This is a genomic window from Sphingomonas sp. P4_G3 (assembly GCF_056401105.1).
This window is the reverse complement of sequence record NZ_JBFUJZ010000001.1, coordinates 700220-720341: the sequence shown is the minus strand read 5'-3', so window position 1 is coordinate 720341 and position 20122 is coordinate 700220. Positions and strand designations below refer to the sequence as shown.

At 64.8% G+C, this 20122-nt stretch carries 18 protein-coding genes; 10 read left to right on the top strand and 8 right to left on the bottom strand.

Translation table 11 applies throughout. The features are described 5' to 3' along the window. Nucleotides 1-9 precede the first annotated feature (9 nt). The 7 genes from AC1DQQ_RS03450 to AC1DQQ_RS03420 all read left to right on the top strand — a co-directional run bounded on the left by AC1DQQ_RS03450 (nucleotide 10) and on the right by AC1DQQ_RS03420 (nucleotide 9694). Nucleotides 10-1806 carry a hypothetical protein gene (locus tag AC1DQQ_RS03450; RefSeq protein WP_478040456.1) on the top strand — a complete coding sequence of 599 codons (1797 nt, stop codon included), beginning with the start codon at nucleotides 10-12 and terminating at the stop codon, nucleotides 1804-1806. A 42-nt stretch (nucleotides 1807-1848) separates the two neighbouring features. Beyond that, complete coding sequence (locus AC1DQQ_RS03445) at nucleotides 1849-2901, top strand: hypothetical protein (RefSeq protein ID WP_478044237.1); 1053 nt, start codon at nucleotides 1849-1851, stop codon at nucleotides 2899-2901. 31 nt (nucleotides 2902-2932) lie between these two features. Then, nucleotides 2933-4258: a hypothetical protein gene (locus tag AC1DQQ_RS03440; RefSeq protein ID WP_478044236.1), complete on the top strand. Its 1326-nt coding sequence runs from the start codon at nucleotides 2933-2935 to the stop codon at nucleotides 4256-4258. A 10-nt stretch (nucleotides 4259-4268) separates the two neighbouring features. Beyond that, complete coding sequence (locus AC1DQQ_RS03435) at nucleotides 4269-5543, top strand: hypothetical protein (RefSeq protein ID WP_478044235.1); 1275 nt, start codon at nucleotides 4269-4271, stop codon at nucleotides 5541-5543. 9 nt (nucleotides 5544-5552) lie between these two features. Further along, nucleotides 5553-6530 (top strand): hypothetical protein, encoded by a 978-nt coding sequence (locus tag AC1DQQ_RS03430; protein WP_478044234.1) that lies wholly within the window; start codon nucleotides 5553-5555, stop codon nucleotides 6528-6530. A 1-nt stretch (nucleotide 6531) separates the two neighbouring features. Beyond that, nucleotides 6532-8175, top strand: a complete 1644-nt coding sequence (locus tag AC1DQQ_RS03425) for a hypothetical protein (RefSeq protein ID WP_478044233.1) — start codon at nucleotides 6532-6534, stop codon at nucleotides 8173-8175. Nucleotides 8176-8638: 463 nt separating this feature from the next. Continuing rightward, complete coding sequence (locus AC1DQQ_RS03420) at nucleotides 8639-9694, top strand: ParB/RepB/Spo0J family partition protein (RefSeq protein ID WP_478044232.1); 1056 nt, start codon at nucleotides 8639-8641, stop codon at nucleotides 9692-9694. On the opposite strand, the gene AC1DQQ_RS03415 is transcribed toward AC1DQQ_RS03420, so the two are convergent. Next, nucleotides 9691-10818 (bottom strand): GNAT family N-acetyltransferase, encoded by a 1128-nt coding sequence (locus AC1DQQ_RS03415; protein ID WP_478040449.1) that lies wholly within the window; start codon nucleotides 10816-10818, stop codon nucleotides 9691-9693. The two genes, AC1DQQ_RS03420 and AC1DQQ_RS03415, sit on opposite strands and share 4 nt — an antisense overlap. Before the next feature lie 134 nt (nucleotides 10819-10952). Here AC1DQQ_RS03415 and AC1DQQ_RS03410 point away from each other — a divergent pair, with 134 nt between their 5' ends. After that, on the top strand, nucleotides 10953-11411 hold the full coding sequence (locus AC1DQQ_RS03410) for a DUF2721 domain-containing protein (protein WP_478028408.1): 459 nt from the start codon (nucleotides 10953-10955) through the stop codon (nucleotides 11409-11411). Here AC1DQQ_RS03410 and AC1DQQ_RS03405 read toward each other — a convergent pair. Beyond that, a complete protein-coding gene (locus AC1DQQ_RS03405) occupies nucleotides 11408-12991 on the bottom strand; it encodes an amidase (RefSeq protein WP_478040448.1) in 1584 nt (527 codons plus the stop codon). The two genes, AC1DQQ_RS03410 and AC1DQQ_RS03405, sit on opposite strands and share 4 nt — an antisense overlap. An 80-nt stretch (nucleotides 12992-13071) precedes the next feature. On the opposite strand from AC1DQQ_RS03405, the gene AC1DQQ_RS03400 reads away from it, so the two are divergent. Next, a complete protein-coding gene (locus AC1DQQ_RS03400; protein ID WP_478040447.1) occupies nucleotides 13072-14529 on the top strand; it encodes a flavin-containing monooxygenase in 1458 nt (485 codons plus the stop codon). A 34-nt stretch (nucleotides 14530-14563) separates the two neighbouring features. On the opposite strand, the gene AC1DQQ_RS03395 is transcribed toward AC1DQQ_RS03400, so the two are convergent. From AC1DQQ_RS03395 to AC1DQQ_RS03380, 4 genes are all read right to left on the bottom strand, one after another. Further along, on the bottom strand, nucleotides 14564-14899 hold the full coding sequence (locus tag AC1DQQ_RS03395; RefSeq protein WP_478040446.1) for a hypothetical protein: 336 nt from the start codon (nucleotides 14897-14899) through the stop codon (nucleotides 14564-14566). Nucleotides 14900-15275: 376 nt separating this feature from the next. After that, nucleotides 15276-15551, bottom strand: coding sequence for a DUF3175 domain-containing protein (locus AC1DQQ_RS03390; RefSeq protein WP_478040612.1), 276 nt, complete (start codon nucleotides 15549-15551; stop codon nucleotides 15276-15278). A 3-nt stretch (nucleotides 15552-15554) separates the two neighbouring features. Next, the gene (locus AC1DQQ_RS03385) at nucleotides 15555-15704 is read right to left on the bottom strand and encodes a hypothetical protein (RefSeq protein WP_157082174.1); all 150 of its coding nucleotides are present in this window, start codon (nucleotides 15702-15704) and stop codon (nucleotides 15555-15557) included. Between the two features lie 100 nt (nucleotides 15705-15804). Continuing rightward, a complete protein-coding gene (locus tag AC1DQQ_RS03380) occupies nucleotides 15805-16341 on the bottom strand; it encodes a hypothetical protein (RefSeq protein WP_478040445.1) in 537 nt (178 codons plus the stop codon). A gap of 115 nt (nucleotides 16342-16456) precedes the next feature. Between AC1DQQ_RS03380 and AC1DQQ_RS03375 the strand changes: the two genes are divergently transcribed. After that, complete coding sequence (locus tag AC1DQQ_RS03375) at nucleotides 16457-16825, top strand: PRC-barrel domain-containing protein (protein ID WP_478044231.1); 369 nt, start codon at nucleotides 16457-16459, stop codon at nucleotides 16823-16825. Nucleotide 16826: 1 nt separating this feature from the next. Here AC1DQQ_RS03375 and AC1DQQ_RS03370 read toward each other — a convergent pair whose 3' ends face one another. After that, the gene (locus AC1DQQ_RS03370) at nucleotides 16827-17552 is read right to left on the bottom strand and encodes a hypothetical protein (protein ID WP_478040443.1); all 726 of its coding nucleotides are present in this window, start codon (nucleotides 17550-17552) and stop codon (nucleotides 16827-16829) included. Nucleotides 17553-17893: 341 nt separating this feature from the next. Continuing rightward, complete coding sequence (uvrB, locus tag AC1DQQ_RS03365) at nucleotides 17894-20089, bottom strand: excinuclease ABC subunit UvrB (protein WP_478040442.1); 2196 nt, start codon at nucleotides 20087-20089, stop codon at nucleotides 17894-17896. Between the last annotated feature and the right edge of the window lie 33 nt (nucleotides 20090-20122).

The window sequence follows — 20122 nt, the reverse complement described above, 5'->3', positions numbered from 1 at the left end:
GACACCAAGATGAACACGATCAATCCCGAAACCCGGTTCCGCGACCTTGCCGACCGCGAGCGGATCGCGCACGATCGCCACGTCAATACGGTCGCACGCCTCGTCGCGATCGAGAAGAAGGGCCGCGCGCTCAGCACCGCCGAACAGGCCGAGAAGGAGCTGTCGGAAAAGATCCTCGACGAGATCGCCAAGAGCCAGCGCAACAACAGCAAGATGGATGAGGTATGCGATCCGCTGTTCGTCGGCGCGCGCACCTTGCTCAACACGCAATCTCTGATCAGCCCCGAGCTGCGCACCGAAGTCGACGGCGGCAAGTTGCTGTTCGACGTGGAAGAGAATCAGCCTTACTCGATCGTCGCGCTGACGATGGGTATCCTCGCGCTCGACGGCGCGACCGCGCCGCCGGTCATGTTGGTCCCGCAGCATACCAACAAGACGGGAATGACCATCGTCGCCGGTGGAAAAGGCAACGGCCTGACGATCTATCCAAACGTCAATCATCCGCTGATGGACACCTTCACGCGGCAATTCTTCGCTGCGGTGGGCGAGGCGCGAAGTTATGGCGAGCTTGCCGACCGCGTTCTCGTGCTGCTGGCGCGCGAGGGTGATCCCGACGGACGCGGCGGCGATGCGCCGGGGATCAGCACGCAGGAATATGCCGCGGTGTTGCGAGGGCTTGCCCAGCGCAAGGTGACCGTCACCGAGCCGCAATTGCGGCGCCGCGTCAACGAAGTGCTCGATCAGGTCCAGAATATCGGCGGCGAGGACAGCATCGCCGATCTCGGCATCGACTTGCCCGATCTCGAGGATCTCGCCGACCAGACCATCGTCGCCGAGAATGTCCGCGTGATGGGTCCGATGATCGTCTCGGCGATGTTCGAGGAGTTGAAAGTGTTCCAGGTCGTCGACCGCATCGTCGAGCAATTCCAGCATGGCATGCTGCCGATCGGCCCGGGCAATGCCGGCAAGATGCTCTACCGATATTGGCGCGAGGCGCCCAACCGGATGTCCGAACAGGAGCGCAAGAACTTTGCTGCGATCACACTCGGTATCCCGGGCGGCGATCCCGGCGGGATGGTCAATCGCGAATTCAACGATCTGTGGATCCGCTTCGTCTCATCGGTCTCGTCGTTCATCCGCCAGAGCGAAGTCGATCAGTTGCTGCGTTCGGCGACGCCCAGCCCGATCAGCCACCAGCAGGTGCGCAAGGCTGCTCGCGATCTCGCCGGCAACCTGTCGCTCCACGGATACGGCATGGCCCATTATGCCGCGCGCGAGATCCAGTCGCAGGTCAAGTTCATGATCGGCCTGCTGCAGGATCCCGAGATCCTGGGCTCATACGGCGCCAAGGACATGTGGCAGGTGGTCGACCAGGTCGCGACCTACGAGCTTGGCGGGGCCAAGACCAGCTCGCGCTATCGGACGCTGGCGACGTGCGGGACGATCATCACGGCTTGGCTCGCCAACAACGTGGTGCGGGTCAACGCGGCGACTGGACCGATCATCGACATCGATCAGGTGCGCAACCCGGATGTCGCCGCGACACATCGCTCGACGATCGATCCGACCGACTACGACCTCGTCAACGCCTGCGAGCTGTGGCTCGCCGATACCGCGACGACCGACAGTCAGATCGAGGAATTGTCGCAGCCGCGCGAGGCGCCGCAAATGACCTCCAAGCCGATCCAGATCCCCGCCATGGCCCGCGACATGCTCGACGGGATCGGCGACCTCGGGGTCGGGCTGGGGCGCGGAACGCCGGCGCACCCCGCTTACGCCAACGGCCATGGCTACCGCCCGAATTGACCTCGGGCGGTCGTCCACCCTCGAACACTTGAGGAACAGACAATGCCATTTCCTTCACGAGACGCGCCGCTGGTGCAGCGGGTCGAACACCGGCTCAAGAGCGCGGCGCGCGCGCTCGGCACCGCCGATCCGTTCGCGCCGTCGCGCGACCTGTTCATGCGGACCTTCGCCTATCCCGCCGACGATCCGCGCTATCGCGACAATGCGCTGATGCCGATGGCGGCGCCATTCGAGCCGAGCTTTTCGGAAACCCAACCGGGCAAACTGCGCTTTACGATCGAACCATTGCCGCCCCAGGCATCGTCGATCGACCGGCGCGACGAATCGACCCGCGAGATGCGGCGACTGGTCGGCAGTTTCATGGGGCGAGACGCATTGCGCTGGTTCGACCAGGCGAGCGAGCCGTATCGCGGTTTTGCGCGACCCGGCGGCAACATGGATTACGGCGCATTCTTCGGGTCGAGCTTCGACCGCGACGGCCTCTATGCGTCGAAAATCTATTACGAGTTGCCCGGCGGGCGCGGGATGATCGACGACATGCCGGTCATGCTCGGCCGCATCGTCCAGGCCGCACTGCAATTGGTGCCTGGGCTGAAGCCGCTGTTCACGACGATGGCGGCGCAGCGCGACATGGGCGGGCAACGGCTGACCTTCGCCTGCACCGAACCGTTGCGGCTTGCCGACCTCCAGCCGGTGATGGACGTGCTCGGCATCGGGCATCGCCTGCCGGGCATCATGCAGATGCTCGGGCTGGTGCTGGGTGGGCGTTTCGAGTTGCCCGCGCACGGCGCGCTGCTGGCGTTCGGCGAAGGGCCAAACGGCCCCGATTTCGAGATTTACGTCCTGCTCTCGGCGATTCCAGACGTGCCGCCCAGCTTCCTCAGCCTGCTCACGATGGGATTGGCCGAGCGCCCGCGCGGGCTTGCGGCGCTCGAACGTTGGATGGGCGCGTTCACGCCCGAGGACGAGCATTGGCCGGGCCGCTTCTCGATCGTCAGCCTGCGCACCGATACGACCGCGCCACCGCGCGTCAGTCTCTACCTGCGTCCGGTCGAGTTCGAGTTGCCGCCAGAGGCGCTCCAAGCCGCCGCCTGACCCGAAAGACGCTTTCCCCGCGAGGTTCGCCATGTATGCCGCCGCCCAATCGATCGCTCCGCCTCCGCCCAGCCGACCCGCAGGGCCGACGCCCGATCCGCACGTGCGGCAGAGCGTCGCGCAGCTGCTTACCCAATCGGATGCGTTTCGTCGGATGTCGCCCGGCGACCAGCAGGACATCGCGCGCAACACCGCGTTGATCGCCGACTATCTGGCGCGGCCTGAAGGCATCCAGGGCAACCGCATCCCCGGCGGCATCGGCCAGCCGGCGGCGCAGGCGCTGGCCGAGGGCGACGACAAGTCGGCGGCGGAAGCGAGCTGGCAGGAACGCAACGCCGCGGTGGATGCGATCGGCAAGGACGAGTTCAAGGCGGACGCCGCAACCGCCGCCGCTAACACCGCCGGATTACTGCTCAACCAGGTCCAGTTTCCATCGTTCGTCTCTGCGTTGATCAGCGGCGTCTTCCAGTCGATCACCAAGAGCTCGATCGAGCAGATGCAGGCGTATCAGGAGATGATCGCCTCCGTCGCCAAGTCACTCCACCAGTTCATGGACGACAACGTCTCGGACAATCAGGGGCGCGACAATATGGTCGACCAGTTCCCCGATTTGTTCCAGATCGGTCAGAGCGATGACGATTGGGGCGACCAGCCTGCGGGTCCGAAGCTCGAGTTGCGCGAGGGTGTCGACGAAGGCGAAGCGCTCAAGCAGGTCAACAACAAGCTCCAGTTCGAGAATGGGGCGCTCAAGAGCCTCGACCTGTCCGATGCCAATGTCGAAAAGGCGCTGATCGAGAACAGCCGGATGCAGCTCGCGCGCCAGCGGCAGCAATTGATGGCCAGCATCGTGCTGATGGGGATCAATCGCATCGTCGTCACCGACGGCAAGATCTCGGCGAAGATCATCTACGACGTACGCGCCAACGACACGATGTCGAAACGCCGCACCGCAAGCGCCGTCGACATGGCGCGCGACCGATACGGGAACGTCCAGCAGACCTCGTCGGGTTCGGGCAAATATGACAGCGGCGGCAAGCGCGACTATAGCCGCAGCGACGGCAATACCGATTACAGCGCGGATTATTACGCCAAGGGCGAATATCAGTACGAGAACAAGCCGATCATCACCGCGCAGACCGCGGCGTCGGAAGCATCGACCGCCGCGCTCCAGACCAAGATCCAGCTGTCCGGCGCGGTCGACGTCAATTTCAAGAGCGACTATTTGCCACTCGACAAGATGGCGACGCCGCAGATGATCGCCGCGATCCAGGGCAACGCCACCCCGGCCGACCCCAATGTCGTGCCGAGCCCCAAAGCAGCCCCGGCGGCGGCGCCAGCCCCGGCACCGGCGGCTTGAGGGGGCCGCGATGTTCGTCGCCCCGCCACCGCGTTCGTCGCCTTCCCAGGGCGGCCTCCCGCCGACCAGCGCGGAAGCGTTCGACGCCACGCGCCCGGAAGTGCGGCGGCTGCTGACCGCCATCCCCTCCTTTCTCGATCTGCCCGACCATGAACGCAAGAAGATCGCCGCCGACACGGTACGCGTGCTGTCGTACATCGCCGATCCCAACGGCGTTCGTTCGGAAATCGCCGGGCGCGAGGCACGCGGCGAGATAGCGCCGGTCGCGGCGGCATCCGCCGCGCCGATCGCCGGCGCGCTGGCTGACCCGGTCGAGGACACCAAAAAGGCGCTGTCGCAAAGCCCGGGTTTCGCCGGCAAGGATTTCGTCGCAGGCGCGACGCAGCAGGGCGTCGAGCAATTCGGCCAGATGGTTCAGAAGGTCGACTTTCCCAAGTTCGTCGGCGGGCTGATCAAGAACGTCTTTCAGGCGATTGTCGAAAGCTCGATCGAACAGATGCGGGCTTATGGCGAACTGATCGCCAATGTCGCCAAGACCACCGACCAGTTCATGCGCGACAATATCGGCGAGGCATCGGGCCGCGACTATCTCGCCGACGCCTATCCCGATACCTTGTCGGTCGGCACCAGCAGCAATGCCGACAGTTTCGCCGACGGCGACACGGCCGCCCAGCCGCCGCCGCGGCTCGAGGCGACGGGCGAGAATGCGGAGGTTCGCCTGGCCGAGATCAGCCGCGACATGAACGTCAACCCGCCGGTCACCGACCTGAGCGACGCCAATGCCGAATTGCGGCTGGTCACCGCCGCGCGGCTGCAAATGGCGAAGCAGCGCCAGCAATTGCTGTCGTCGATGGTCATGTTAGGGATCAACCGTATCGTCATCACCGACGGGTCGATCAACGCCAAGGTCATTTTCGACATGCGCGCTAGCGACACCGCCAACCGCCATTACACCGCGTCGATGAACGACCGCTCGGCCCAGAAATACAAGGAAAGCATGAAGGCCGAATATGGCAGCTGGTACACGCCCTACAGCGCCAGCGCGGCGTTCGAGGCGACGCAGGAACATGTCGCGACGGTCGGCTCCGCACTCGATGAGACCAGCGAGTCCAAGGCCGAGGTCAAGGCCAAGCTGTCGGGCGAGGTGCGGGTCAATTTCAAGAGCGACTATCTGCCGCTCGACAAGATGGCGACGCCCGAGATGATGTCGGTGATCCAGGGTAATTCGACGCCTTACAATCCCAACGCGAAAGCCGCCACCACGTCCGCCGCGGGGACGTCCTGAGCCATGGGCATGTCCGCCATCGCTCCGATCGCCGACGCACAGCTCTGCGCGGCGTTGTCGACTGGCGAGCGGCTGGTGGCACGCGCGACCGCGCCGGGCCTCGCCTTCGCGCTCGATCAGCTTGGCGATATCGACATTCCCGACGCCGCGACCGATCGCGTCGACAAGGCGCAATTGCGCGCATTGGCCTCGCTCTACCTTGCCGCCGATCTCGAACCCGCCGGGATCATCCCCGCGGTGGAAACGCTCGCAGGCCTGTCTGCGACCGGCGCCACGACGCTGGACCTTGGTGGCGCGGAAAAATTGGTCGCGACGTGGTGGCGCCACCGCAACGAGCGCGTCAGCGCGGCCGAACGCGGTGCGTTCTTCTCGCGCCTGTTTGGTACCTCGGCCGGTCCTGTCGCGGCAGACGCCGACCGCAATTTCCAATTCGAGGACCGCATGCTGGAATTGTGCGAGTCCCTCTACAAGCTCGACGAATTGTCGGCGGGCGATCCCTATGGCGGCAGCGCGCAACAGGCGAGGGTGCGCGCCGCGGCGCGAGCGCTGGTCCAGAACCTCGCCCAGGCGAGCGGCGGGATCACCGCGTTCATGGCGGGCGAGATCGTCCAGATGCTCAAGGACGCCTTCGCCATCGTCGGCCATCCGGACCTGCGCCATGCCTTCGGCGCGCGCGACGTGTGGGACGTAGTGACGGGCATTGCCCGCGCCGCCCACCGGCAGCCGGTTCAGCCAAGCCCCTATGTCCATCGCGGCAAGGCCGGGATGACGGTGATCGCCTGGCTTGCCGACATTGCCGATCGGGTTTCGGGAGCCGGGCCGTTGGTGGCTATCGGCGATGCCGTGGCAGGCGCGGCGGCCGACTGGATCGAGGCGACGCTCAGCATCGGCGAAAGCGTCGCCTCGGACGCCGCGCCCGCCGCTACGACGATCGCGCCGCCACCGCCGCCGCCTGCAAGTTCGTCCTGGGCCGCGCTGGGCGGCTGACATGGCGTCGGCTGCCTTTTTGGCGCCGGTGCCCGTCCCGCGGCCGGGCCGACCTGGCGCACGCGATGATGTCCGCCATAATGTCCGCGCCCTCCTGTCGACACAGCAGGGGTTCAACGCGCTCGACCAGGCGACGCGGCGCGATCTCGCGCGCGGACTGGTCAAGATCGGATCGGCCGCGCTCGACCATGACGATCTGCAAGCCGCCCGGCGTCCGCGCCCAGTGCTCGCGCTGGCGCAGAACGCGGGCTCAGAATTTTCGGGCGTCGCTGTCGATCGCGTCGCCGGCACGACCCAGGCGGTGCTCAACGCGGTGTCGTTCCCGCGCTTCGTGACCGAGCTGATCAGCGGCGTGTTCAAGGCGATGAACGATTCGAACCAGCAGCAGCTCACCGCGTTTGTAGAGCTGATTCGCAATGTCGCGCAGACCACCGAGGGATTTGCCGACAGCAATGTCGGGGTGGGCGGCGCGCGGCAATGGCTCGCCGAGCATTTCCCCGCCTCGTACGAAGTGCAGGGAGGCGACGACAGCGACAGCCTGCCCGAGGATCTGAGTGGCCTCAGCCCCGACGAACGGCGCGAGCGCCAGGCGGAGATCGAGGCCGAGCGCGCCGCCTCCACCCGGCTTGCGCTCAAATCGGGAGCGCAGCCGCCATCCGAGGCGATCCTGCGGAGCACCCTGGGCATCGCGCCAGGCGATCCGGTGCCGCCCGGATCGAACCCCGAAACGCTCGTGCCGTTCGTCCAGCAGACACTGGCGCGCAACCGCCAGCAATTGCTCGCGACGATGATCCAGATGGGCCTTCAGCGCATCGTCATCGAAAGCGGGCGGCTCAATGCTGCGATGAACTTCCACATCGATGCGACCAGCGCGGCAACCAACGACCGCGGCTCGCAATTCGACCTGCACAATACGACCAACGCCAGCGTCAATGCCAAATTCGGGCCCTGGGGCGCGGAGGCCAAGGTCCAGAACACGATCGGTTACGTCACGACCGATCGCACCCAGACCACCGAGAACATGCATACGGACGTCAATCTGAGCAGCGGGGTCGAGCTGGTGTTCCGCACCGATTACGTTCCGCTCACTCGGCTGGCCGGCGTCCAGGATGTGGAGCGAATCCGCGTCAATACGATCAACCCCGATGCTGAGGCGGCGCGGATCGCCAGCGACCGCACGGCGCGGCAGACGGCGGAATCGGCCGACGAAGCGGCTCGCGCCGCGCGACTGGATGCCGGCCTACGCCCGCCGTCCGCACCGTCGACGCCCGTGCCTGTTTCTGCGCCAGCGCAGCCGGCTTCGGGCCGAACGACGCCGACCGGAGCCGCTGCTGCCGGAACTCCCGTGACACCTGGGCATTCGGCGCCGGTAGCGGGGGCGCAGCCGGTGACAGGGGCGCAGCCGGTAGCGGGGGCGCAGCCGGTAGCGGGGGCGCAGCCGGTCGCAGGGGCGCAGCCAGTCGCAGGGGCGCAGCCGGTCGCAGGGGCGCAGCCAGTCGCAGGGGCGCAGCCAGTCGCGGGGGCGCAGCAGCCATCGGCCGGAACCGGAGCGCGGCCCGCGACAACCGCCGGCTCGCCCCCGGCAACGACGCCGACGGCAGTCGCTCCGGCATCGGCCTCCGCGGTACCGGCGCACGCCGGTTGACGCAGCGGGCCTTAGGGACACAGTTGTCCGCTTTATTCGATTGACGGTCAGGACGGCGAGCCGGCCTACGGCCCGACTCCAGTCATCCGATAGTTCACGTTCGTGATGTCCGCTTTCGCGGAACACTGGGCCAAAAAGCTGCCAGTCCGCAGTCGGCCCAATATCTGCCGTTGCCACTTAGGCCCTTTTGGCGAAAGTGACATGGCTTGGGGAGCGGTATTCGTAGGGCGTGCGTGGCGGTACACGATTACCCCAGTTTACTCTCGAGCGTGATTGCTAAGCCACTTCCCAAGCCGCAGAGTCGTGGGATGACCTAATTTTTATCACACATATTCAAAAGATTATTCCAAGCCTCAGAGTGGTATATTCTAAAATCTGGTATTTCCGCTATTTACAGGTCTGACAATCGCCGGCCGACCGGAACGCTGGCGGCGGCGTCAAACCCGGACTATCGTAGCGCGCAATGACCGAGCGTCGCGACAAGCCCAGCTTTGCCAACCTGTTCAACCGCGCCCGCGCTGAGGCGGAGGGGACGGCGGCCGTTCCCCCGGCACCGCCCGCTGAACCGATGCCCTCCCAGTCGGCAGAAGCACCACCGCCAGTCGCACCCCGCCGCCGCGACGAATGGGCGTATGAAGCAATGCAATTCCTGGTCGACCCGGCACGCGTGCGTATCTGGCCGGGCAATGCGCGCATCTATGACGACCTCAATCCCGACAATTGCCGTGACCTGATCCAGTCGATCGCGACCGAAGGGATGCAGAAGGTCGCCGCAGTCGTGCGGCCTGTCTTCGACGACGCTCTCTACGAATATGAAGTGATCGCCGGCACGCGACGCCATTTCGCGGTGTCGTATCTGCGTGCGACCAGCATGCCGTCGCTGCGCTTCCTGATCCAGGTCGAAATCCTCGACGACGAGGCCGCCTTCCGCCTTGCCGATCTGGAGAACCGCGCGCGCAAGGACGTGTCCGACATCGAACGCGCGCGCAATTATGCGGCCGCGCTGCACGATCATTATGACGGCCATCTGACCCGGATGGCCGAGCGGCTGGCGCTGTCCAAATCCTGGCTATCCAAGATGATCCGGGTATCGGCGCTACCCGATCAGCTGCTCGCGGCGTTCGGGTCGCCGAGCGATCTCCATCTAAAGCCGGCCTATACGCTAGCGCAGAAGCTCGACGGGCCGGCCGGGCCGGTGATCATGGCGACCGCGATCCAGATCGCCCGCGCGCAAATGGCCCGCCGTACGGACGGTCTGGCGCCCTACCCCGCAGCGGAAGTGCTGCGGCAGCTGAACGACGCGTCGAGCCCCCCGCCCGAACAATCCGCCGAACTGCGCGGCCCCACCGGCCGGTTGGCGATGAGCGCGAATGCCAACAAGAACACCTTGACCCTGAAGCTGCACGCCGGCTCCGGCGTCACGCGCAAGGCGATCACCGAAGCGGTGCGCGCTGCGCTCGATGCCGCCGAGGCGAAGGGTTTCTCGCTCGGCCTGTCGTCACGGGACGAGAGCGATTAGTCGTTGATGCCAGTCGGCCTGGACGACTGATCCGGCGACTGTCCGCTCCGCCGCCACATCCCCTGAAGCACGCGGCCGAGCATTGATGGCCCACCGGGCCGGAGCAACAGCCAGTCGCGGATCACCGGCCCCGGTTCGGCGCCGATCGTGCTCTTGTAACCGCTGTCGCCCGCGCCCCAATCGACCTTGGTCATACCCTGCTGCAGCGCCCGGACGAGATTGCGATAATAGAGGAGCCTGCCCGGCGAATGTTTGGCAAAGGCAGGATCATAGCTGTTGGCGATGGCGTATTTGAGCGTGCCCAGATTGAGGTCGAACGAAAAGGCGGCCGGAACCCCATCGACCGTCAACAGCGCCGCCGACATCATCTCGGCGATCACCGGATCGGCGGCGGCCTGGCGCCAGAACGCGCCATGGCCACGCTTGGTGAATTTGGCGTCGCTGCCATCGGTACGCGCGGCGATCCAGCTCTTCTGTTCGACCGTGGCAAGCTGATCGAATCCGCCTCCTGCGAGATCTCCGCCGCTCAGGAAACGCCAGTCGAGCGCGCCATGATCCGCCAGATGCTTTTCATGGAAGCGGTTCTTCTTGAGCGTCGATGCGCGCGGCCACGCCCCCTGGCGTTGCGCAGCGGCCATGTCGAGCAGATAGGAATCGGCCACGAAGCGGTCGAGCACGACCCAGCGCCGTCGCCTCGCAGCCGCGATCAGCCCGCTAACCGCAGGGTCGCCATCATAGGAGGGCCCGATGCGCAGGCCGTTGACCTCTTGCCCCAGTCGATCGACCAGCACATCGAACGCGCCGTCCGATGCGTCGGCGCAAGCGGGGAAGCCGCGAAACGGCCAATAGCAGCCGGGGATCGCGGCTAGCCTCGCGGCCTCGGGTCCGAATCCGGCCAGCGGCAGCGCAATGACCGGATAGCCGTCGCGTTCGACGATCAAGGTCCGCGCGCGACCGCCATAAGCGGCAATCGCTGCGGCGAACCATTGGTAACGGAGGAATCGGTATCCCTCGTCCGCTTGCTCCGCGACCGCATCGATCAACGCCGACAGTCCGTCGAACGCAGTGGCGCGCATCGCGGGGGGCAGGCGGGTGAATTCGCTGAGCAACATCGGCTTGGTCATGGCGGCCGGCTATACCGGTCAGCCGTTACCAAGCCGTTTTTGGCGAAAAAGACATGGCTCGCGACCCTCGGTGCAAGCGATCGCACACTCCTATCGCTTCCCTAATCGCCGTCAGCCCGTCATGATGCCCCGCGATGCAGCCCAATACCGTCTCGACGATCGCCCAGACCATCCAGCTGTCGCTGTCGCCGGTGTTCATGCTGACCGGTATCGGCGCCTTGCTCAACGTGCTGGTCGGCCGGATGGCGCGCGTGGTCGACCGCGTGCGCGACCTGGAGAAGCTCCATCCGTTATCGAGCGGCCCGGATCGCGACCGCTACGTCTCGGAACTGCGCATCCTCGACCGGCGCATCAGGGTGATCAATTTCGGGCTGTTCCTGGCGGTGTCGAGTGCGGTGATGACGTGCCTGGTCGTCGCGCAATTGTTCGTCGCCGAACTGATCGGGCTGCGCATCGCGACGATCGTCGCCCTCACCTTCACGCTTGCGATGCTGCTATTGATCGCGGCGCTCGTCAGCTTCATCGTCGAGGTCCGCACCTCGCTGCTGGCGGTCAAGGTGCGTGAGGAGTTGCTCGAAGAGCGGCAGGGCTAGCGCTTACCCTCCACCCCGGCTCCCGCATCAGCCGTCGGCGCATAGGACGGCGCGACCCGCGCCTTCGACGCCTGCTCATAGACATAACCGGCTTCGAGCAGCTTGCCGTCGCTATAGGCCGGGCCGATGAACGACAATCCGGTCGGCAAGCCACGCACCAGCCCCATCGGTACGGTCAGATTGGGATAGCCCGAAATCGCCGGCAGTTCGGACGAGCTCGGCCCGTTATACTGGTCGCCATAAATCGGATCGCTCAACCAGGCCGGCCCATAAGTCGGCTGCACCAGGATCGTCGCATCCGCCTGTTTGAGCATGCCGTCGATCGCCGCTTTGGCGAGGCCGAACGATTTGTCGCGCTGCGCCTGATAGGTCGGCTCGCCCGTCCCCTTGGACTTCGCCGCCATCTCGAAAATCTCCTGCGCGAAATAGGGCATTTCGGCATCGGCATTAGCGGTGTCGAACGCGATCACGTCGTCGATCGTCCGCGTCTTCACGCTGGGCGGCGTCGAGGCGAGATATTTGTCGAGGTCGGTCTTCAGCTCGAACTTGAACACGTCGAACTCGGCGTCGGCCATGCCGTCGGTCTTGGGCCGCTGGACATCGACCAGCACCGCGCCCTGCGCCTTGAGCACCGCCAACGCCTGATCGAAGCGCGCAGCAACCAGCGGCGACATGTCGGGGCGGTAGACCGCGATCCGCGCTCCCTTGAGTGATGCGGCGGCCAGTCCGGCGGTGAAGTCCTTGCGGTATTTTCCCGCATCCTTGGTCGCCGGATCGGCCGGGTCGCTGCCGATCATCGCCGAGAACAAGATCGCGACGTCGCTGACACTGCGCGCCATCGGCCCCGGCGTGTCCTGGCTATGGCTAATCGGCACGACATAAGTGCGGCTGACCAGCCCGAGCGTCGGCTTCAGCCCGACCAGTCCGTTGATCGATGAGGGGCAGACCACTGATCCGTCGGTCTCCGTCCCCAGCCCCGCCGCGGCGAAACTCGCTGCCACGGCCGCACCCGTCCCACTCGACGAACCGCAGGCGGTGCGATCGAGACCATAGGGATTGCGCACCAGTCCGCCGATCCCGCTCCACCCGCTCATCGCCTTGGTCGAGCGGATATTGGCCCATTCGCTGAGATTGGTCTTGCCCAGGATAACCGCGCCCTGCGCCCGCAGCAGCGCGATGACCGGTGCGTCACGATGGGTCAGATTGTCCTTGAGCGCCAGGCTGCCAGCGGTGGTCGGAACGGGATCCTTGGTTTCGATATTGTCCTTGATCAGGATCGGGATGCCGTCGAGCGGGCCAAGCAGCTTCTTCGCCTTGCGCCGCGCGTCGCTCGCCTTGGCTTGTGCAAGCGCATCGGGATTGATCGCGATGATCGCGCGCAACGCCGGACCTTTGCGGTCCATCGCCCCGATACGATCGAGATAGGCGCGCGTGATGTCGGCGCTGGTGTCCTGTCCCTTATCCATGCGCGATCGCAATTGATCGATCGAGACCTCGGTAACGGCATGTTGCGCCGGCACATCCTGCGCGATCGCGGGCAACGGTGTGGCGAGCAGGATCAGAGCGGCGAAGCGACGCATGGCGGTCCCCTTTTATGGCGCGCCTTCATCGTCCAACTCCTCCCCTTCGACAAGCGGGATGCGCAGGTTATGCTATCGTCATGACTGCCCCGCTCGAAACCCAGGCGATCATCATCGGTGCCGGCATGTCGGGGCTGCTGGCGGCGATCCGGATGAAGCAGGCCGGGGTCGATTTCGCCGTCCTCGAAAAGAGCCTGGAGGTCGGCGGAACCTGGCTCGACAATTGCTATCCGGGCTCCGGCTGCGACGTGCCGAGCCACCTCTACAGCTACAGTTTTGCGGGCAATCCGCATTGGTCGCAGCTGTTCGCGCGCCAGCCGGAGATTCTCGACTATTTCCGTGACCAGGCGAATCGTTTCCAGCTGCGGCCGCATCTTTGCCTGGGCGTCGAGGTCGCGAGCGCCGATTGGGATGAGGCGAGCACGCGATGGACGGTAACGTCGATCGACGGCAATCGCTGGCGTGCCCCGGTGCTGATCGTCGCAACCGGCCAACTCAACCGCCCACGTACCCCCGATCTGCCGGGTCGCGAGAGCTTTGCCGGCGCGCAGATCCACACCGCACGCTGGCACGCCGATGCACCGATCGCCGGCAAGCGTGTCGGGGTGATCGGCACCGGCGCCAGCGCGATCCAGATCGTACCCGAAATCGCGGAGGAAGCCGCGCATCTCACCGTGTTCCAACGATCGCCGCATTGGGTCATTCCCCGCATGGACGCGCCGATCGCACCAATGGTGAAGCGGCTCTTCGCGAGCGTCCCGTTGCTGAGAAAGGCGTTTCGCGCGCTGATCTGGCGACGGCTGGAGGCGACTCACCCGGCGATCGCCGAGCCGGGCGGCGCCAAGGCGCGCGAGATGGAGAAGATGGCGCTAGACTATCTCGCCGCTACCATTGCCGACCGCGATTTGCGCCAGGCGCTGACTCCCGATTTCCCGATCGGCTGTAAGCGCACGCTCGTGTCCGACGATTATTATCCGGCGCTCGTGCGCGACAATGTCACGCTCGAAACGCGCGCGATCGACCGGATCGAACCGGCCGGCGTGCGGCTTACCGACGGCACACTGATCGAGCTCGATACGATCGTCTGGGCAACCGGGTTCGAAACGCACGGCTTCGTCGCGCCGATCGCGATCAACGGGCCGGACGGGAGTCTGGCACAGGCCTGGGCGAACGGCGCCAGCGCCTATCGCGGCACCACCGTCGCCGGCTTCCCCAACCTGTTCCTGCTCTATGGCCCCAACACCAATCTCGGGCACAATTCGATCATCTTCATGGTCGAACGCCAGATGGAATATGCGCTGCCGGCTATCCTCAAGCTGGCGCGCGGCGATGCACGCCGGATCGCGGTCACGCCCGATGCGCACCACGCCTATAACCTGACGTTGCAGGCGCGGCTGGCCACCACATCCTGGGCAGCCGGGTGCGGCAGCTGGTACAAGACCGATGACGGCGTGATGCCCAACAACTGGGCCGGCAACACCGCCGAATTCGCGCGGATGATGAAGCGTTTCGATACCGAAGCGTACGAGATCGCCTGACCGTCGGGCCGGCTCAAGCGGCCGGCGCAGGGCTTCAGCCTGACGTGTAGCCCAGCGCGTCGAAGGTGCGCTGCAGCCACCAGAAGCTCAGCCCGGAAATCACGACTACCGCAACCATCAGGCCCCAGCCGATCGTGGTCAGTTTTCGGTTCGCGGCGTCGCGATAGCTCCAGCGCGCGCCGCCGATCAGGAAGAACAAGCCGAATACCAGCAAGGCGGGGACGAGCACGAAGATCTTGAGCGAATAACGGACTTCGGCGGCATGCGCCTGCGCTGCCTGTAACGGCTGCCAGATACCCCACCAGCCGAAACCGACAAAGGCGATCAGGCAAAGCAGCCCGCCCAGGCGATATTTCACATCCGCGGTCATGACGTCCCCGTTTTTAGCGTTCGATAGGCTATAAATGAAAAGAGGCTGCCGGGGATTCCCATCCCCGGCAACCTCCTAACATGGTCAGCGGCCGGAAGCTCCAGCCCGGAGGACCATGCGGACCGCTATTCCTGTGACCCTAAGCGTTGATTGAGGGAGGATACCCCCCGCAAAGGATCGGCGGACTTAGCGGCGCGTCCCCCGAACGAACTGAACCGACCCCATTGCTGAACCATGAGACATCGGATCACCTCCTTTCGCTTGTTGAAACACCGTGACCAACACTGGCCACGACCTCAATGTGAATCGTACGGACTCGTAATTCAAGTCTTGTAATGTTCGAGAAAATCGACGATTCTCTCCCGCCTGTTGCTTGTCAGCGCCCGAACGCGGCGCGGAGCTCTTCTTTTGCCTTTTCCAGCACCTTTTTCTGCTTCGCCGGCAGGTCCTTGCCCGCGCGGTTGATATAGAAAGTCAACATCGACATCGCCGATTGGAACGGCGCCCCCTTGCGGCGACGACTGAGCTCGGCGGAGCGCTTGAGCGACAAGGCGATCGATTTCGGATCGTCGCGTGTGAAAACGTCCTTCTCGAGATCGAGCGCATCCGAATGCTCGGTGACGTCCTGCGACCATTTCTTTGCGGCCGTCATCACTCAATGCCGCTTGAAATATTGCACTTCGCGCTCGTGCTTCTCGGCGCCCTCACGCGTGTCGAATGTGCCGAGGTTGCGGCGCTTGTGCGTCTTGGGGTCGACCTTGCGCGAATAGAGCCGGTATTCGCCCGATTTGAGCTTGCGGATCATGTGTCATCTCCTCGCGATCGGAGCATCGCGCGGAAAAGTGGGAACCGGTTTTCCGCACCAGCGATGCGACAACAAGGGCACAACGTGCGAGGCGACGAACTTATCCCCGGCAATCCTCGATCACGCGGCCGAGTTCGGCATAAGGCGGCACGACCAAAGGCGCGGCGCCGGCGCGATCGACGACGAACCGCCCGCGGCTGAAGACCATCGCGTCGAGCATGGCATCGCTCGGTGCGAACTGGCTGGCGACATAACCAGCATCGCCGCCGGTCGCGCGCAGCGAGATCGAGCGCGTCAGCGTCGTCGTACGGATCGTCGCGGCATCGCCGGTCCCCTGGACCGACAGATACATCGCCCCGCGCGTACGATCACAGCGCAGGGTGAGAAGCGCATCGGCGCCGACCGGGCCGAACAAGGCGATCGAACCCACGCCATCCTTGCGATATGCCCAGTCGCCCGGCGTGAACGGCCATTGGTTCCAGTCGGACGCGAGCGGCGGCGTGACGACCGGGGGCGGGCTCGGCTGCGCCACGGGCGGCGGTGCGGGCCGCGCGACCGGCGGCGGCGCGGGTGGCGGGACGCAGCCGGCGAGCAAGAGAGCGGCAGACGTTGCGACGACGACGAACTTGTAGCGCATCGGCCGACCATGGCCGTGCGCGACGCCGGCCTCAACCCCAAAGCGCCATTCGGGCGTGGATCGGCGACGTACGTCGCGCTACGATCGTTTCGCATTCATCCGCGAAAGGGTAAAAGTGGCCGAAACGAGCATCCAACCGCTGGTGGCGGCGACCCTGGACACGACAATGAAGGTCCGGGGCCGGGACGGCGGCAAGACGATCGGTACGCTCCACGCGTTCATGGTGCACAAAAGATCGGGCCGCGCGATGTACGCGGTGCTGAGCCTGGGCGGTTTCCTGGGCGTCGGCAAACATTTCTACGCGGTGCCGATCCAGCTGCTCGCCTATGACCTCGCCGCCGATGCCTATGTCGCCAGCGTCGAACCTAAGACCCTGGAGGGCGGCCCCAATTGGTCGGGCGCAGCACCCGATTTCGACCAGGCTTATGCCGATCGACTGGCGAGCTATTACGGGGCCGAGAAGCAGGACCTGACGGTCGGGTAGCTCAACCGGTCAGGCTTTTCGCAAAGACCTGCCAGGCGGGTATCATGTTGAGCACGATGCGGATGACCTGGGTGAGCAGGAAGAATGCGCCGCCCCATTTGGTCGCCGCGTGCAGCTTGCCCGTCGTGCGCAGATCGTAGGCGACCAGCACCAACAATAGGAAGTCGGTCAGCACCATCCCGCCTAAGGGCGGGGTGAGCGGCAAATGCGACATCCGCGTGACCCGCGCCAACGGTGTCGTCAGCAGCGCGAGCGTGCCGAGCAGCATCAGCCGCTTGTGCCAGGCCGCGCGCTTGCGCATCGCCACGGCCCAGCCGGTCAGCACCGCGAAGGTCAGGACCGCGCCGAGCGGGAAGACCAAGGGTGGGCCCGATGGCGGCAAATGCGCGGCAGCGGTGACCTGTTTGGTGATGATCGCCGTCGCGATCCCCAGCGGCACCATCGCCACCGCGACCAGCACCGCCACCGGCCCGACGATACGATGCACGTCGGCGCGCCCGGCGGAGATCAGACCGGTCTGAACCAGATAGAGCAGCATCCAGAGGGTGAAGACCACGCCATGGACATGAACAAGCAGTGACAGCCGCGGACCGCCAAATACGCCGGAGAGATAATAAGATGGCGCAAAGCCCGCGAAGGTCAGGACGATCATCGCCCCCGCCATGCCGAGAAAGAAGCGGCGCTCCCTGCTCAACCGCTCGTTAACACGCCCCGCGACCGTCGCCATGCCGATCTCCCTTTATTGCCGGGAAAGTCAGCCGCTGGAGCGGGAGAACGATAGGATAGAAACGACGTCGGGCGCTGTTCAACGCGAATTTGGCGTCTGCAAGCGGAATTCAGCCGGGCCAGGTCAGCCGCATTGCCCGCGTGGTAGAGCCGAACGGAGTAATCACGCCGCTCCGACAATGCCGGCCTTGCGCCGGCATCCACCGGACCTCCGACCCAGAAGGCGAGCCTTCAGTAGGAATCGTGAGGATCGGAACGGCTGCACGGTAGACCCCGGCACAAGGCCGGGGTGACGGTTGGAAGAAGGGCATGACCCTATTACGCGGTCTTCGGCGCCCAGCTCTACCGCCGACTCCCGCTCCCGAATTTCTTCTGCACTTTCCCGTAGCGCGTCTTGCGCGTGCCCGGCTTGCCCTCGTTCGAGCGGCCCATCACCGGCGGCAATACGCGGTCGTCCACGGGCAGGCCGAGCTCCTCCGCCTCTAGCGCGCGGATTTCGTCGCGCAGGCGCCCGGCTTCCTCGAATTCGAGGTCCGACGCGGCTTTGCGCATCTTCTTCTCGAGCTCCTCGATATAGGCGCGCAGATTGTGCCCGACCATGTGCGGGCGGTCGTCGTCGATCGGGACGGTGACCTGATCCTTCGACGCGACGTGCGCGATGATGTCGCCGATATTGCGCTTGATCGTGGTCGGCGTGATGCCGTGTTCGAGATTATACGCTTCCTGCTTCTCGCGGCGGCGATTGGTCTCGTTGAGCGCGCGTTCCATGCTGCCGGTCATGCGATCGGCATAGAGGATCACCCGCCCCTCGACATTGCGCGCGGCGCGGCCGATCGTCTGGATCAGTGAGGTTTCCGAGCGCAGGAAACCTTCCTTGTCGGCGTCGAGGATCGCGACCAAGCCACACTCCGGAATATCGAGGCCTTCGCGAAGCAGGTTGATGCCTATCAGCACGTCGTAAACGCCGAGCCTAAGATCGCGGATCAGCTCGATTCTCTCCAGCGTCTCGACGTCCGAATGCATGTAGCGGACCTTGACCCCCGCCTCGTGCATATATTCGGTCAGGTCCTCGGCCATGCGCTTGGTCAGCGTGGTGATCAGCGTGCGATAGCCCATCGCCGTGGTCTTGTTGCACTCCTGGATGACGTCCTGGACCTGCTCCTCGACCGGGCGGATCTCGACCGGCGGGTCGATCAGGCCGGTCGGGCGGATGACCTGTTCGGCGAACACGCCGCCGGTCTGCTCCATCTCCCAGCCGCCGGGAGTCGCCGAGACATAAGTGGTCTGCGGGCGCATCGCGTCCCATTCGTTGAACCTGAGCGGCCGGTTGTCGATGCACGACGGCAGACGAAAGCCATATTCGGCAAGCGTGATCTTCCGCCGATGGTCGCCCCGCGCCATGCCGTTGATCTGGCCGATCGTCTGATGGCTCTCGTCCACGAAGAGCAGTGCGTTCTCGGGTAGATATTCGAACAGCGTGGGTGGCGGCTCGCCCGGCAGGCGCCCGGTCAGGAAGCGCGAATAATTCTCGATTCCGGCACAAGATCCCGTTGCCGCAATCATTTCCAGGTCGAAATTGGTACGCTGTTCGAGCCGCTGCGCCTCGAGCAACTTGCCTTCGATCTGCAATTCCTTGAGCCGCTCGGCCAGCTCGTGCTTGATCGCTTCCATCGCCTGCTTCAGCGTCGGCCCGGGCGTCACATAGTGCGAATTGGCGAACACGCGGACGTAATTCAGGCTCGCCACCTTCTTGCCTGTCAGCGGGTCGAACTCGGTAATGTCTTCAATATCGTCGCCGAAGAACGACACGCGCCAGGCGGTGTCCTCATAATGCGACGGGAAGATTTCCAGCGTGTCGCCCTTCACCCGGAAATTGCCGCGCTGGAACGCCGCGTCGTTGCGCTTGTACTGGAGCGCGACCAGCTTGCGCACGATCTCGCGCTGATCGACCGTCTGGCCTTTCTTGAGGTCGAAGATCATCGCCGAATAGGTTTCGACCGAGCCGATACCGTAGAGGCAGCTGACCGAGGCGACGATGATCACGTCGTCGCGCTCGAGCAACGACCGCGTCGCCGAGTGCCGCATGCGGTCGATCGATTCGTTCACCGAGCTTTCCTTCTCGATGTACGTGTCCGACCGGGGCACATAGGCCTCGGGCTGGTAATAATCGTAATAGCTGACGAAATATTCGACCGCGTTATCGGGGAAGAAGCTCTTGAACTCGCCATAGAGCTGCGCGGCGAGGATCTTGTTGGGCGCGAGGACCAGCGCCGGCCGCTGCAGCGTTTCGATCACCTTGGCCATGGTGAAAGTCTTGCCCGACCCCGTCACGCCCAGCAGCACTTGATCGCGCTCGCCGGCCAGCGCCGCTTCGGTCAATTCCTTGATCGCGCCCGGCTGGTCGCCTGACGGTTCGTAGTCGCTGACCAGCTTGAACGCCTTGCCGCCCTCGACCTTTTCCGGTCGCTCTGGACGGTGGGGGACAAAGGACTGACCGGTTTCGGGTTCAGCCAGGCTGGTGCGAATCTGGATTGCCATAGTTCGCGAATATGGTGACTTTAGCGCCCACCC